At 71.0% G+C, this 14,044-nt stretch carries 10 protein-coding genes; all 10 read left to right on the forward strand.

Features of this window, described 5'->3' with window-relative positions:
- Positions 1–120 precede the first annotated feature (120 nt).
- The 10 genes from WH07_RS19195 to WH07_RS19240 all read left to right on the forward strand — a co-directional run bounded on the left by WH07_RS19195 (position 121) and on the right by WH07_RS19240 (position 13,979).
- A complete protein-coding gene (locus WH07_RS19195) occupies positions 121–1,455 on the forward strand; it encodes an ABC transporter substrate-binding protein (protein ID WP_046501363.1) in 1,335 nt (444 codons plus the stop codon).
- 18 nt (positions 1,456–1,473) lie between these two features.
- Positions 1,474–2,421 (forward strand): carbohydrate ABC transporter permease, encoded by a 948-nt coding sequence (locus tag WH07_RS19200; protein WP_046501364.1) that lies wholly within the window; start codon positions 1,474–1,476, stop codon positions 2,419–2,421.
- Positions 2,421–3,332 (forward strand): carbohydrate ABC transporter permease, encoded by a 912-nt coding sequence (locus WH07_RS19205; RefSeq protein WP_046501365.1) that lies wholly within the window; start codon positions 2,421–2,423, stop codon positions 3,330–3,332. Before WH07_RS19200 ends, WH07_RS19205 begins: the two co-directional genes overlap by 1 nt.
- 7 nt (positions 3,333–3,339) lie before the next feature.
- On the forward strand, positions 3,340–4,605 hold the full coding sequence (locus tag WH07_RS19210; RefSeq protein WP_046501368.1) for a 6-phospho-beta-glucosidase: 1,266 nt from the start codon (positions 3,340–3,342) through the stop codon (positions 4,603–4,605).
- Between the two features lie 5 nt (positions 4,606–4,610).
- A complete protein-coding gene (locus WH07_RS19215) occupies positions 4,611–5,651 on the forward strand; it encodes an N-acetylglucosamine kinase (protein WP_079023359.1) in 1,041 nt (346 codons plus the stop codon).
- Positions 5,652–5,945: 294 nt separating this feature from the next.
- Positions 5,946–7,355: a hypothetical protein gene (locus WH07_RS19220; protein ID WP_052744474.1), complete on the forward strand. Its 1,410-nt coding sequence runs from the start codon at positions 5,946–5,948 to the stop codon at positions 7,353–7,355.
- Positions 7,356–7,366: 11 nt separating this feature from the next.
- A complete protein-coding gene (locus WH07_RS19225; protein WP_079023357.1) occupies positions 7,367–8,446 on the forward strand; it encodes a glutamate ABC transporter substrate-binding protein in 1,080 nt (359 codons plus the stop codon).
- An 88-nt stretch (positions 8,447–8,534) separates the two neighbouring features.
- Positions 8,535–9,887: a hypothetical protein gene (locus WH07_RS19230; protein ID WP_079023358.1), complete on the forward strand. Its 1,353-nt coding sequence runs from the start codon at positions 8,535–8,537 to the stop codon at positions 9,885–9,887.
- Complete coding sequence (locus WH07_RS19235; protein WP_046501371.1) at positions 9,884–12,559, forward strand: serine/threonine-protein kinase; 2,676 nt, start codon at positions 9,884–9,886, stop codon at positions 12,557–12,559. The genes WH07_RS19230 and WH07_RS19235 overlap by 4 nt, the downstream gene beginning before the upstream one ends.
- A gap of 4 nt (positions 12,560–12,563) precedes the next feature.
- Positions 12,564–13,979, forward strand: coding sequence for a protein phosphatase 2C domain-containing protein (locus WH07_RS19240; RefSeq protein WP_046501375.1), 1,416 nt, complete (start codon positions 12,564–12,566; stop codon positions 13,977–13,979).
- Positions 13,980–14,044 lie beyond the last annotated feature (65 nt).

Consider the following 14,044-nt stretch of genomic DNA (forward strand, 5'->3'; position numbering starts at 1 on the left):
CACAGACCCGCACCCCGCACATCCGTACCCCCGTAACACCCCCATCCACAGACCCCGCACAGCCCGTACCCGTACAGCCGCATAGCTCAGATCCCCGACATCTCTTCCGGGAGTACCGCCATGCTCAGAAACCGCCGTCTCACCGTGTCCGCCGTGGCGGTCGCCGCGATATCCGTGGTGGCCACCGCCTGTACCGGCCAGTCGGGCTCCGCCGCGTCCGACGATCCGAACGCCAAGACGACCATCACCTTCTGGCACGGCTGGAGCGCGCCGGCCGAGGTGAAGGCGATCCAGGACAACATCGACCGGTTCGAGAACGCCCATCCGAACATCACGGTGAACGTCGTCGGCAACATCAATGACGACAAGCTCAACCAGGCGCTGCGCGCGGGCGGTTCGAAGGGCCCGGACGTGGTGTCCTCCTTCACCACCTCCAATGTCGGCAAGTTCTGCTCGTCGGGTGCCTTCGCCGATCTGACGCCGTTCATCGAGAAGTCGAAGCTCGATCTGGAGAAGACGTTCCCGAAGGTGCTGCTGGAGTACACCCAGTTCGAGGGCAAGCGGTGCGCGCTGCCGCTGCTGAGCGACGCGTACGGGCTGTACTACAACAAGGACGCCTTCAAGAAGGCCGGTATCGCCGCCCCGCCGAGGACGATGTCGGAGCTGGCCGAGGACGCCAAGAGGCTCACCGTCTCCAAGGGCGACAGCTACGAGCAGGTGGGCTTCATGCCGACCTACCACGGCTACGAGACGGTCGTCGACCACTACATGTCGAGCTGGGACCACACGTACTTCGACAAGGACGGCAAGTCCAACATCGCCAAGGACCCGGCCTTCGCGAAGATGTTCACCTTCCAGAAGAAGCTCGTCGACGAGCTCGGCGGTTACCAGAAGCTGGAGAAGTTCCGCAGCACCTTCGGTGACGAGTGGGGCGCCAAGCACCCGTTCCAGACCGGCCAGGTCGCGATGCAGCTCGACGGCGAGTGGCGGCTCGGCATGGCGGAGGACGCCAAGGTCCCGTTCGAGATCGGGGTCGCGCCGATGCCGGTCGCGGACGACGAGGCGGACAGCTACGGCAAGGGCTTCCTCTCCGGCACGATCATGGGCATCGCGCCGCAGAGCAAGAAGCAGAACGCGGCCTGGGAACTGGTGAAGTACATGACCACCGACACCCAGGCGGTGGTCCAGTTCGCCAACGGCATCCGCAATGTGCCGTCGACGCTGGCGGCGCTCAGGTCCCCGGACCTGAAGTTCGACCCGCGCTTCAAGACCTTCCTCGACATCGCGCAGCACCCCGACTCCAACACGCCGCCGGCCGCCGTCAACGGCGCGGCCTATCAGCAGACGCTCCAGGACTTCGGGTACCAGTACGAGCAGGGCAAGGTGAAGGATCTCCAGGCGGGTCTGGAGCAGACCGCCCAGCAGATCGACCGTGACATCGAACAGGCCGGCTGACGGGCCCGGCGGTCACCGATGTCCACCCACGCCCCCACGCTCCGCTCGAAGCGCCGCAGGTCGGCCCTTCGTACGGCGGCGTTCATGTCGCCCTGGTTGATCGGCTTCACCGTCTTCTTCGCGTATCCGCTGATCTCGACCGTCTACTTCTCCTTCATGAAGTACGACGGCTTCAACCCGCCGGTCTGGAAGGGCCTCGGGAACTGGTCGTACGTCTTCACCGACTACCCGATGTTCTGGCCGTCGCTGCGCAACACCCTCTGGCTCGTGGTGATCATGGTGGCCTGCCGGGTGGTCTTCGGACTCGGTGTCGGCATGCTGATCACCAAGATCAAGACGGGTACGGGGATCTTCCGCACCCTCTTCTATCTGCCGTATCTGGCGCCGCCGGTGGCCGCGACCCTGGCCTTCGTCTTTCTGCTCAACCCGGGTACGGGGCCGGTCAACACGATCCTCGGCGATCTGGGGCTGCCCACCCCCGGCTGGTTCAACGACCCCGCCTGGTCCAAGCCGGCGCTCACCCTGCTGGCCGTCTGGGGCATCGGCGACCTGATGGTGATCTTCATGGCCGCGCTGCTCGACGTACCGAAGGAGCAGTACGAGGCGGCGGAGCTGGACGGCGCGTCGGCCTGGCAGCGGTTCCGGTTCGTGACCCTGCCGAACATCTCGCCCATCGTGATGTTCGCGGTGGTCACCGGGGTGATCTCGGCGATGCAGTACTACGCGCAGCCGCTGGTCGCGGGCAAGGTCGCCTCCGGCATCATCGGCGGCTCCGGCCAGCAGTTCGAGCCCGGCTATCCGGACAAGTCCACGCTGACCCTGCCCCAGTTGGTCTACAACCTGGGCTTCCAGCACTTCGACTACGGATCGGCCTGTGTGGTCGCGCTGGTCCTGTTCGTGCTGGCCATGGCCTTCACCGCGCTGCTGATGCGGCGGCGCGGCGGACTGATCGGAGCGGGTGACTGATGGCCTCCGTACCCGTACTCGACGAGCGTCCCGGCACCGCGCCGGAGTCCGCCCGGGACCGCACCCCCGCCGCCAGGACCGCGCGCCGCAGGGCGCTGCTGCACTGGATCGGCATTCACTCCCTGGGGATCGCGGCGGCCCTGTTCTTCGTGCTGCCGTTCGTCTTCCTCTTCCTGACCTCGGTGATGAGCGACCAGCAGGCGCTCACCCGCGATCTCACCCCCAACACCTGGGAATGGGGCAACTACGCCAGGGTCTTTGACACCCCGGGCTTTCTGACCTGGTGGAAGAACACCCTGCTGTACGCGGGGCTCGGCACCGTGCTCTCCCTGGTCTCCTCGCTGCCGGTGGCGTACGCGCTCGCCAAGTTCCGGTTCCGCGGGCGGCAGTTGTCGCTGATGCTGGTCATCTCGATGATGATGCTGCCGCCCCAGGTGATCATCATCCCGATGTATCTGTTCTGGGCGAAGCAGCTCGATCTCTCGGGCTCGCTCTGGCCGCTGATCATCCCCCTGGCGTTCGGCGACGCGTTCTCCATCTTCCTGCTGCGGCAGTTCCTGCTGACGATCCCCAACGAGTATCTGGACGCCGCGAAGGTCGACGGCTGCGGTGAATTCCGTACCCTGATCAAGGTGGTGCTGCCGATGGCCAGGCCGGGGATCGCGGCCGTCGCGCTCTTCCAGTTCTTCTACGCCTGGAACGACTACTTCGGACCGCAGATCTACGCCTCGGAGAACCCGGCCGCCTGGACGCTCAGTTACGGCCTCGAATCCTTCAAGGGCGCGCACCACACCGACTGGAACCTGACCATGGCCGCGACCGTTCTGGTCATGGCCCCTGTGATCCTCGTGTTCTTCTTCGCGCAGAAGGCGTTCGTCGAGGGAGTCACACTGACCGGAGTGAAGGGCTGAGAACGAAGTGAAGCTCGCAGTGGTGGGCGGAGGATCCACCTACACACCCGAACTCATCGATGGATTCGCCCGGTTGAGGGACATCCTGCCGATCGGGGAACTGGTGCTGATCGACCCGGCGGCCGACCGGCTCGAACTGGTCGGAGGACTGGCCCGGCGGATCTTCGCCAAGCAGGGCCATCCGGGCCGTATCACCACCACGGCGGACCTGGACGCGGGCGTCGCCGACGCCGACGCGGTGCTGCTCCAGCTCCGTGTGGGCGGACAGGCCGCGCGGAACGAGGACGAGACCTGGCCGCTGGAGTGCGGCTGCGTGGGCCAGGAGACGACGGGCGCCGGAGGTCTCGCCAAGGCGCTCCGCACGGTCCCGGTGGTCCTGGACATCGCCGAGCGGGTCCGCCGTACCAGCCCCGACGCCTGGATCATCGACTTCACCAACCCGGTGGGGATCGTGACCAGGGCGCTGCTCCAGGCCGGTCACAAAGCGGTCGGACTGTGCAACGTGGCGATCGGTTTCCAGCGCAGATTCGCGAAGCTGCTGGATGTGGCGCCGTCCGAGGTGTATTTGGAGCATGTCGGGCTCAACCATCTGACCTGGGAGCGCGGGGTGCGCCTCGGCGGACCCGGCGGTACGGACATGCTGCCGAAGCTGCTGGCGGAGCACGGCGACGCGCTCGCGGCCGATCTGCGGCTGCCGCCCGTGCTGCTGGAACGCCTCGGTGTGGTGCCCTCGTACTACCTGCGCTACTTCTACGCGCACGACGAGGTCGTACGGGAGCTGGGGACGAAGCCGTCACGGGCCGCCGAAGTGGCCGAGATGGAGAAGCAGTTGCTGGCGATGTACGGCGATCCGGCCCTGGACGAGAAGCCGGAGCTGCTGTCCAGGCGGGGCGGCGCCTTCTACTCGGAGGCCGCGGTGGATCTGGCGGCCTCGCTGCTGCGCGGCGGCGGCAGCCCGGTCCAGGTGGTGAACACGTACAACAACGGGACGCTGCCGTTCCTGGCGGACGACGCGGTGATCGAGGTGCAGGCGCGAGTGGGCACCTCGGGCGCGGAGCCGCTGGCGGTGCCCGCGCTGGACCCGCTGTACGCGGGGCTGGTCGCGGATGTCACGGCGTACGAGGACCTCGCCCTGGACGCGGCGCTGCGCGGCGGCCGGGACCGGGTCTTCAAGGCGCTGCTGGCGCACCCCCTGATCGGCCAGTTCGAATACGCCGAGGCGCTCACCGACAAGCTGATCGCGCACAACCGGGAGCATCTCGCGTGGGTGTGAGCGGGATGGGGAGCAGAGCCGGTACGGCGGCGGGACGCGCGGCCGGTACGGCGTCGGGGCCGGGGCGCGCGAGTGTCCTGGCCGTCGACGCCGGGAACAGCAAGACCGATGTGGCCGTGATCGGCGCCGATGGTTCGGTGCTGGGCACGGCCCGCGGGGGCGGCTTCCAGCCGCCGGTGGTCGGGATCGAGGCGGCTGTGGACGTCCTGGCGGAGGCGGTCGCCGAGGCCGCCTCGGCCGCCGGGCTGCCGGAGCGCGGTGTCGCCGAGCATGTGTCGGCCTGTCTGGCCAACGCCGATCTCCCGGTCGAGGAGCGGGAGCTGGCCGAGGCGGTGCAGGCCCGGGGGTGGGGCCGTACCACCGACGTACGGAACGACACCTTCGCGATCCTGCGGGCCGGGCTGCCGAGCGGCGCCGAGCCCCGGGGGGTCGCCGTGGTCTGCGGCGCGGGCATCAACTGCGTGGGCATGCTGCCGGACGGCCGGACGGCCAGATTCCCGGCGATCGGCCGTATCTCCGGTGACTGGGGCGGCGGTTCGGGGCTCGCGGAGGAGGCGCTGTGGTTCGCGGCGCGGGCGGAGGACGGGCGGGGCGAGCCCACCGGACTGGTACGGACGCTGCCCGGCCACTTCGGGCTGGCCTCGATGTACGAGCTGATCGAGGCGCTGCATCTGGGGCGTATCCCGTTCGAGCGCAGGCATGAGCTGACACCGGTGCTGTTCGCGACGAGCGCGGCGGGCGACCCGGTGGCGCGGTCGTTGGTGGACCGGCTGGCCGAGGAGGTCGTCGCGCTGTCGACGGTCGCGCTGAGCAAGCTCGGTCTGCTCGACGAGGAGGTGCCGGTGCTGCTGGGCGGCAGTGTGCTGGCGGCCCGTCATCCGCAGCTCGACCAGGGGATAGCGGAGCTGCTGGCCGCGAAGGCGCCGAAGGCGGTCATCGGGGTCGTGACGGCGCCGCCGGTGCTGGGCGCGGGGCTGCTGGGGCTCGATCAGGTACGGGCGGACGCGGCGGCGCACGCCCGGCTGGGGGCGCACTACAGCGGTTGAGCGGGGCGGGCGGTCCAGGAGTTCCGGGCGGGGCGAGAGGGGCGGTTCACTCGAACGCGTACGAACTCCCCTGAACGGGAACCGCCCACGGGTCCCGGGCGTATTCACGGTGGGGAGACGGACAGGCCGGGCAGGGCGGGGCGGCGGGACCGGACAGCCAGGAGCGGAGGCGGATCCTTACAAGATCCAGTCAAGCCGGGTGTGGTTGTCGGTCCCCTGCGTCCATACTGGCGGCCGGGAGGTGTCCCCCGGCCCCGCCGGGGGCTGTTGTCGCCGGACCGAGGGGGAGGTCACATGACAGATCTGCCGCAGGCGCGCAGCGCGCCGCCGCCGTCGGCTCCGGCGCATGCGCCCGTGCCTCCGCCCCCGGCCGGACCGCCACCGGTAGCACCGCCCGCCCGTCACAGTGCCTGGGCCGAGACCGCGGAGCGGCTGCGCGCCTCGGCGACGACCGAGCCCGGGCGGCTGCGCATCATCGGCGCCGCCCTGGCGCTGCTGGTGGTGGCGTTCGGGGCGGTCACCGCGTGGGAGGCGTCCGCCCGGTTCGCCTCCGCCGACGACGTGGTGAGCCGCAGTCAGCCGCTCAGCGCGGACGCGGCGAATCTCTACCGCTCGCTGGCCGACGCCGACACGGCCGCGGCCACCGGCTTTCTGGCGGGCGCCCAGGAACCGCCCGAGGTGCGGGAGCGGTATCAGCAGGACATGGAGACCGCGTCCAGGCTGCTGGTCAAGGCGGCCACCCATACGGACAGCACCACCGAGTCCGGCCGGAACATAGCCGCGCTCAGTGTGGGGCTCCCGCGCTACACCGGCCTGATAGAGCGGGCCCGCGCCAACAACCGCCAGGGCCTGCCGCTGGGCGGCGCCTATCTGCGGTATGCGAACCAGCAGATGACCAATGAGCTGCTCCCGGTCGCCGAGAAGCTGTACGAGGCGGAGACGGAGCGGCTCGCCCAGGACAACGATGACGCGCGGCTGTGGCCGTATGTCTCGCTGGCGCTGGGCGTGCTGGCCTTCGGCGGTCTCTTCTGGGCCCAGCGCCGCGCCTATCTGCGGACGAACCGGGTGTTCAACCACGGGCTGCTCGCCGCCACCGCCGCGTCCACGGTGCTGCTGCTCTGGCTGGCCGTCGGCCAGTCCGTGGCGCGCGCCGAACTGGACAACGCGCAGACGCACGGCCAGCAGTCGCTCAGTGTCCTGAGTGATGCCCGGATCAACTCGCTCAGGGCCCGGGCGAACGAGAACCTCACCCTGGTCGCCCGGGGCGCGGTCCTCACCCCGGACGGCGAGGACGCCTACGAAGCGGACTACAGCTCGGGCATGGCCAAGCTGCGCTCCGCACTGGGCGAGGCCAAGAAACTCGCGGACAACAGCGCGGGCGGCAGACCGGTGGACGAGGCGATCTCCTCCGTCACCCAGTGGAGCGAGCGCCACGCCTCGGCCGGCACCGCCGACCGGGCCGGTGACTACAAGACCGCGCTCAAAAAGGTCATCGGGAACGAGGAATCGACGGGCCAGTCGTTCGACCGGGTGGACGCGGCCCTTGAGCGGGCACTCGCCCAGGAACAGGCCGAGTTCACCCGGTCCGCCTCGGACGGGCGCGGCGCGCTGACCGGACTGGCGGTCGGGGCGGGCGCGCTGGCCCTGGTGTCCGCGGTGGGCGCGGTCCTCGGCATAGGCCGCAGGCTTTCGGAGTACCGGTGAGAGGGGGAGAGATGGATTCCGAGGACTCCGTGGAAGGGCTCCGTCCGCCCCGCGGGCCCCGGCCGTCCGGCGGCACCGGTGCGTTCCGCGGCCCCCTGCCGTATCTCGCGCTGCTGCTGTCCCGCCGGCTCCGGGGCTGGGGCGGGGTGTCCGCCATGGCCGCGGCCTGTGTGCTGACGGCCTCGCTCACCCTGCTGCCGCTGTCCCGCACGGTCGACGAGAACGCCGAGAAGTCGGCACAGCGGACCGCCACGGCCGTGCCCGCCACCGCCGCGGACGAGTGCGAGAACCCGCAGGCCAGTCTCCCGCCCTCGGGCGCCGACGGCCCCACCATCGAGCGGATCAAGGCCAGGAAGAACAGGAAACTGGTCGTCGGCGTCGACCAGAACAGCTACCGCTGGGGCTACCGGAACTCGGCCACCGGCGAACTCGAAGGCTTCGACATCGATCTCGCCCGCGCGATAGCCGACAACATCCTCGGCGACCCCGACGCGATCGTCTTCCGTGCCATCCCGACCAATCTGCGGATCCCGGCCCTGCAGAACGGCACGGTGGACCTGGTCGTCAGGACGATGACGATCAACTGCGACCGGATCCAGCAAGTCGCCTTCTCCACCGCCTACTTCCGGGCGGGCCAGCAGGTCCTCGCCCCCATCGGCTCCCGGATCACGGGGCACGACAGCTCGCTCTCCGGACAGCGGGTCTGCACGGCGAAGGGCTCGACGGCATACGAAGAGCTGAACAAGCAGTCGTTCGGCGCGGTGTTCGAGAACAACACCGTGCCGAACCAGCTCGACTGCCTGGTCAGGCTCCAGTTGGGCGAGGTCGACGCGGTGGTGACCGACAGCGCGCTGGCGGCCGGTCTGGCGGCCCAGGACCCGGGGGTCGAGCTGAAGGGCAAGGCGTTCACCGCCGAGTACTACGGAGTCGCGGCGAAACTGGGGAATGACGACCTGATACGCAGGGTGAACCAGGTGCTGGTGGGGTATCGCGCCGGAGGGGGAAACAGCCCCTGGATGGCGTCGTACAAGAAGTGGCTGCAGACAGATCTGGGGGCGACCGCCGGGCCTCCGGCACCCTTGTACAAGTAGCGGCGGGAACGGGGCCGGCCGGAGACGGCCGGCCGGGAACGGGTACGGAACGGCTCGCGGGCCGGTGCGAGAAGCGGAGAGGTGATCGATGGGCGGCGCGGACTCCTTTCCCGGCTCGACGGGGAGGCCACCGGGACCGGTGATGGACCGGGACGAGGTGGACCGTGCCCTGGCACGTCTGGAGGCGGAGCACGAGGCGATCGAGACCTCGCTCCTCGCCCTCCAGGACCACGCGGGCCGCAGGCTCCTCGAAGGCGCGGAGCTGACCGGGATCACCAAGGAGCGCTGGGCTTCCGCCGAGCAGTCGATCGCCCTGCTGTGGACCTACTTCGACAGCTACACCGCCACGCTGTCCGCCGCCCGGGAGACCCGCGCCAGGCGGCGCTGGCTCAGCCGCGACGATCTATTGGAGCTGACGGAGACACTGCGCGGGCGCGGGGTCACCGTGGCGGGCACCCCCGGGCACCAGCTCGCCTCCCTCAACGAGCCGGCCAAGCTCTCCGAGCAGTTCACGCTCGCCGAGCTGGTCACCCGGATGAATGAACTGTATGCACGCTCCCTTGACATGGTCGTGGCCGCCGACGCCGTCTGGTCGGCACTGCCCGCCCGGATCGATCTGCTCTCCGCCGAGTTGCAGCGCACCCGTTCACTGGCGCACTCCGTCGGCGTACGTCCGGGCGAGCACCCGGCCGGGGACGACCTGGAGTCGATCACCCATGAACTGAGCACCCTGCGCGCCCAGGTGGTGTCCGACCCGCTGGCCTTCTGGCGCCCCGCGCCCGGCAGTTCGGCCCCCGGCGGCGGCCGGCCGGACACCGAGCGGTACGACAGGGCGGCCCGCGCGCTGGAGGACGTACGGCGGGAGATCGAGGCGGTCCTCGCGGTGCGCAAGGACTCCGAGGAGCGGCTGATGCGGCTCCGGGACGTCCTGTCGCGCGCGGACCGTACGCTCACCGAGGCCAGATCGGCCCGGGGCGAGGTGCTGGCGAAGATCGCGGCGACCGAGGTGCCCGCGGTCAGCGGCCCGCCGACCGTGCTCCAGGAGCGCCTGTCGACCGCCGCCGAGTATCGCAGGCACGCCCAGTGGCACCGGCTCTCGCCGCTCCTCGAATCGCTGGAACGGGAGGCCGAGGACGAGCTGTTGCGCGCCCGCGAGTCGCTCACCGCCGTCACCGCGCCGCTGGCGGTCCGCGCGGAGCTGCGCGGCCGGCTCGACGCGTACAAGGCGAAGGTCGCCCGGCACGGCATGGCCGAGGACCCGGTACTGATGGAGCGGTACGACGCGGCGCGCCGGATGCTGTGGAGCGCGCCCTGCGATCTGCGCGTCGCCGAGCAGGCGGTGCTGCGCTATCAGCAGGCCGCGGCGGACGCCCTGGTCACACGCGTACCGGAGCCCAGGGACCACGCGGAGATGGCAGAAGGGGAACGGGGGGACCGATGAGCGGGACGAGCGGGACGGCCACATGCCAGCGCCCCGGCTGCGAGGGCTCGTACGAGGACGTCGGCGACGGCGAGCTGTACTGCGACACCTGCGGTCTGGCCCCGGTCGTCGCGCCCGGCGGTGCGCTCTCCTCGCCGCCCACGGGCATCGCGGGCGGCGGCAGGTCCAGCGGTAGCGGCTCGAAGAGCGGCTCCGGAAGCGGGCGTTCGTCGTCCTCCCGTGGCTCGGCGCGGGCCTCGTCCCGTACCTCCTCGCGCTCCTCCACGTCCCGCCGCTCGGTCTCCGGCCGGCTGTCGCGCACCCTCTCCGGACGGCTGTCGGCCCGCTCGGTGTCGGTGCGCAGCTCGGGCGCGGCCACCTCCACCTCGGGGCGCAACCGGCTGGGCGCGGGCCTGGTGTCCGTACCGGACGTGCCGCGACCCGAACCGCGCTCCGCGGTGATGGAGCGCCCCGAAGTGCCCGAGCGCAAGCGGTTCTGCTCGCGCTCGGACTGCGGCGCACCGGTCGGCCGGGCGCGCGGCGACCGCCCGGGACGGACGGAGGGGTTCTGCACCAAGTGCGGCCATCCGTACTCCTTCATACCGAAGCTGTTCCCGGGCACGGTGGTGCACGGGCAGTACGAGGTCGTGGGCTGTCTGGCGCACGGCGGTCTGGGCTGGGTCTATCTCGCGATCGACCGGGCCGTCTCGGACCGCTGGGTGGTCCTCAAGGGCCTGCTCGACACCGGGGACCAGGACGCGATGGAGGCGGCCATCTCCGAGCGCCGCTTCCTCGCCGAGATCGAGCACTCCAACATCGTCCGTATCTACAACTTCGTGGAGCATCTCGACCAGCGGACCGGCTCCATGGACGGCTATATCGTCATGGAGTACGTCGGCGGCAAGTCGCTCAAGGAGATCGCCAACGAGCGCAGGACCACCGCGGGCAGGCGTGATCCGCTGCCGGTCGAGCAGGCCTGCGCGTACGGCATCGACGTACTGGAGGCGCTCGGTCATCTCCACAGCAGGAATCTGCTGTACTGCGACTTCAAGGTCGACAACGCGATCCAGACCGGGGACCAGCTCAAGCTGATCGACATGGGCGCGGTCCGCCGGATGGACGACGACGAGTCGGCGATCTACGGCACCGTCGGCTACCAGGCCCCGGAAGTCGCCGAGACCGGCCCGTCGGTGGCGTCCGACCTGTATACGGTCGCCCGCACCCTGGCGGTGCTGACCTTCGACTTCCAGGGCTATACGAATGTCTTCGTGGACTCGCTCCCCGATCCGGACCACATCGAGGTGTTCCGGACGTACGAGTCCTTCTACCGGCTGCTGGTACGGGCGACGGACCCGGATCCCGGGCGGCGGTTCGCCTCCGCGCAGGAGATGGCCGAGCAGCTCATGGGAGTGCTGCGGGAGGTCGTCGCGCTCCAGACGGGCCGGCCGCGCCCCGCGCTCTCGACGCTGTTCGGCCCGGAGCTGCGGGTCACGGACACGGAGCTGTTCGCGGAGCTGACGGAGGACGTCTCGCGGCTGGGGGCACGGACGGTACGGCCGGGACGGGGCGGCAGATCCGCGAGACGCGCCGGAGCGGCGGGCACCGGAGCGGTGGCCCCGGGCGCGCCGGTCGGGCCTGCCCTGCCGGGGGCCTTGGGCGCGGGAGTGCCGTACGCCCAGGCCCAGTTCCCCGTACCGCGTATCGAGGCGCCCCTCGGCACGGCCGTCGCGAGCGGACCCCGGCTGGCGCCGCTCGACGCCGCCGCGACCGCGCTGGCCCTGCCCGTACCGCTCGTCGATCCGAACGATCCGAACGCCGGATTCCTGGCCGGTCTGCTGGCCTCGGCACCCGCCGAAGTGATCTCGGCGCTGGCCGCGGCCCCCGCCGAGTCCGTCGAGCGCGGACTGCGTGAGCTGCGTGCCCGGCTGGAGATGGGCGATGTGGCCACCGCAGCGGCGGCGTTGACCGCGCTGGAGGAGTACCGCCCCGACGACTGGCGGGTCGTCTGGTACCGCGGAATCGCCTCACTCGCGACCGGCGACCACGAGACGGCGGCGCTCTCCTTCGACGCGGTCTACGACGCGTTCCCCGGCGAGCCCGCGCCCAAGCTGGCGCTGGGCGTCTGCGCCGAGGTGCTCGGTCAACTCGACAACGCAGCCGAGTACTACCGGCTGGTGTGGACGACCGACCCGAGCAATGTCAGCGCGGCGTTCGGTCTGGCCCGGGTCCAGCTCGCCTCCGGCGACCGCGCCGGTGCCGTGCGGACCCTGGAGTCCGTGCCCGAGTCGTCGATCCACTACACGGCCGCGCGGGTCGCCGCCGTACGGGCCAGACTGCGGCAGCGGTCCCTCGCGGCGCCCGCCCATGGCCCCGGTGCGGAGGCCCCGCTGATCGACGATCTGACGGCGGCGGCCGAACAGGTGTCCGCGCTGCGGGAGTTCGGTCTGGACGCGGTGCGGCGCGAGCGGCTCTCGACGGAGGTACTGGGCACGGCACTGGACTGGGTACTCTCCGGTAGTCCCGGGTCCCGCCCGGTACAGGCCGTGCTCCTCGGCAGTGAACTGGACGAGCGCGGCCTGCGTTTCGGACTGGAACGCTCGTACCGGGTGCTCGCCCGGCTCGCTCAGCGCGGCGAGGAAAGGATCGAACTGGTGGAGCGGGCCAACCGTTTCCGCCCCCGGACGTGGGTGTGAATTGATGTCCCAGATGCCTGAATCGGCCGACCTGCCGACCTGCCCAGGCTGTACGGAGCCGCTGGAGTCCGGTGACCTGTTCTGCGGAGCCTGCGGGTACGACCTGTCGGTCGTACCGCCGCGCCCGGCCGACCGTCCCACCCTGGTCATGAACGCCATGGGGCCGTCGGATTCCGGTGCCCGCGCGGGGGGTGTGGACTGGCCGGCCGCGGCCGGTACGGACGGCTCGGCCGCGCCCGTGCACCGTCCGGAGGAACTGCCGGGCCTGGACTCGGCGGGGGCCCGGCTGCCCGGGCCCGGGGGCGACTTCGAACTGCCGGCGCCCCATGCTCCCGCGACGGGAGGGCCGCTGGGTGCCGGGGGCGGCCGGACCGTACCGGCCGATCCGCGCACCGCGGTCCTCGCCGACCCGCCCGGTCCCGCCGCTCCCGGAGCCCAGGCCGGACCCGAGGGTTCCGCGTCGGCCGCTCCCGCCGGTGCCAAGCTCTGTGTCGCCTGCCGTGCCGGCCGAGTCGACACCGACGGCTACTGCGAGAACTGCGGGCACGCCCAGCCGCGTGAGCGCGACCATGTGGAACAGGAGCTGGGCGCGGTGGCCGCCGTCAGCGACCGCGGTCTGCGCCACCACCGCAACGAGGACGCGTTCGCCGTGTCGTCCGCGGCCCTCCCCGACGGCTCGCCCGCCGTGGTCGCGGTCGTCTGCGACGGCGTCTCGTCGGCGACCCGCCCCGACGAGGCCTCGGCCGCCGCCGCCGAATCAGCGAACGAGTCGCTGCTCGGGGCGCTGGCGCGCGGTACGCATCCGCAGCAGGCCATGCACGACGCGATCGTCGTGGCCGCCGAGGCGGTCAACTCCCTTGCCCCGGTGCCCTCCAGCGCCCTGGACGCCGATCCGCACCGCCACCAGAACGCGCCGGCGTGCACGATCGTCGGCGCGGTGGTCGCGAGCGGACTGCTGATCGTCGGCTGGATCGGCGACAGCCGGGCCTACTGGGTGCCCGACGACCGCCAGGGCCCGCCCGCCCGGCTCACCGAGGACGACTCGTGGGCCGCGCAGATGGTCGCGGCGGGCCTGATGAACGAGGCGGAGGCGTACGCGGACGAGCGCGCCCACGCCATCACCGGCTGGCTCGGCGCCGACGCGTACGAACTGGAGCCGCACACCGCGTCGTTCAAACCGGACCACCCCGGTGTGGTGGTGGTCTGCACGGACGGCCTGTGGAACTACGCGGAGGGCGCCGACGAGATGGCCAGGGCCCTGCCGCCCGACGCCGCCGAACGGCCCCTGCACGCGGCGCGGGTGCTGGTCGGGCACGCGCTGGACGGCGGGGGCCACGACAACGTAACAGTGGCGGTACTGCCGTTCGCCGTACCACCGCGAGGGGCAGGATCCGCCGGACAGGGCCGCAGCACGGCGTGACCCCGCTCCGCCCCTGCGCACGGCACCGCCCGCCCCGCCCGTATCACGTGCGATCACCTGTCACC

It is taken from the genome of Streptomyces odonnellii (assembly GCF_000981895.1).
Lineage (GTDB): Bacteria > Actinomycetota > Actinomycetes > Streptomycetales > Streptomycetaceae > Streptomyces > Streptomyces odonnellii.

What these genes read in the sequence shown, in the direction of transcription:
- WH07_RS19240 (WP_046501375.1), top strand. Translation starts at nt 12,564, where the DNA reads ATGTCCCAGATGCCTGAATCGGCCGACCTGCCGACCTGCCCAGGCTGT.
- WH07_RS19230 (WP_079023358.1), top strand. Translation starts at nt 8,535, where the DNA reads ATGGGCGGCGCGGACTCCTTTCCCGGCTCGACGGGGAGGCCACCGGGA.
- WH07_RS19215 (WP_079023359.1), top strand. Translation starts at nt 4,611, where the DNA reads ATGGGGAGCAGAGCCGGTACGGCGGCGGGACGCGCGGCCGGTACGGCG.
- WH07_RS19200 (WP_046501364.1), top strand. Translation starts at nt 1,474, where the DNA reads ATGTCCACCCACGCCCCCACGCTCCGCTCGAAGCGCCGCAGGTCGGCC.
- WH07_RS19220 (WP_052744474.1), top strand. Translation starts at nt 5,946, where the DNA reads ATGACAGATCTGCCGCAGGCGCGCAGCGCGCCGCCGCCGTCGGCTCCG.
- WH07_RS19235 (WP_046501371.1), top strand. Translation starts at nt 9,884, where the DNA reads ATGAGCGGGACGAGCGGGACGGCCACATGCCAGCGCCCCGGCTGCGAG.
- WH07_RS19205 (WP_046501365.1), top strand. Translation starts at nt 2,421, where the DNA reads ATGGCCTCCGTACCCGTACTCGACGAGCGTCCCGGCACCGCGCCGGAG.
- WH07_RS19195 (WP_046501363.1), top strand. Translation starts at nt 121, where the DNA reads ATGCTCAGAAACCGCCGTCTCACCGTGTCCGCCGTGGCGGTCGCCGCG.
- WH07_RS19225 (WP_079023357.1), top strand. Translation starts at nt 7,367, where the DNA reads ATGGATTCCGAGGACTCCGTGGAAGGGCTCCGTCCGCCCCGCGGGCCC.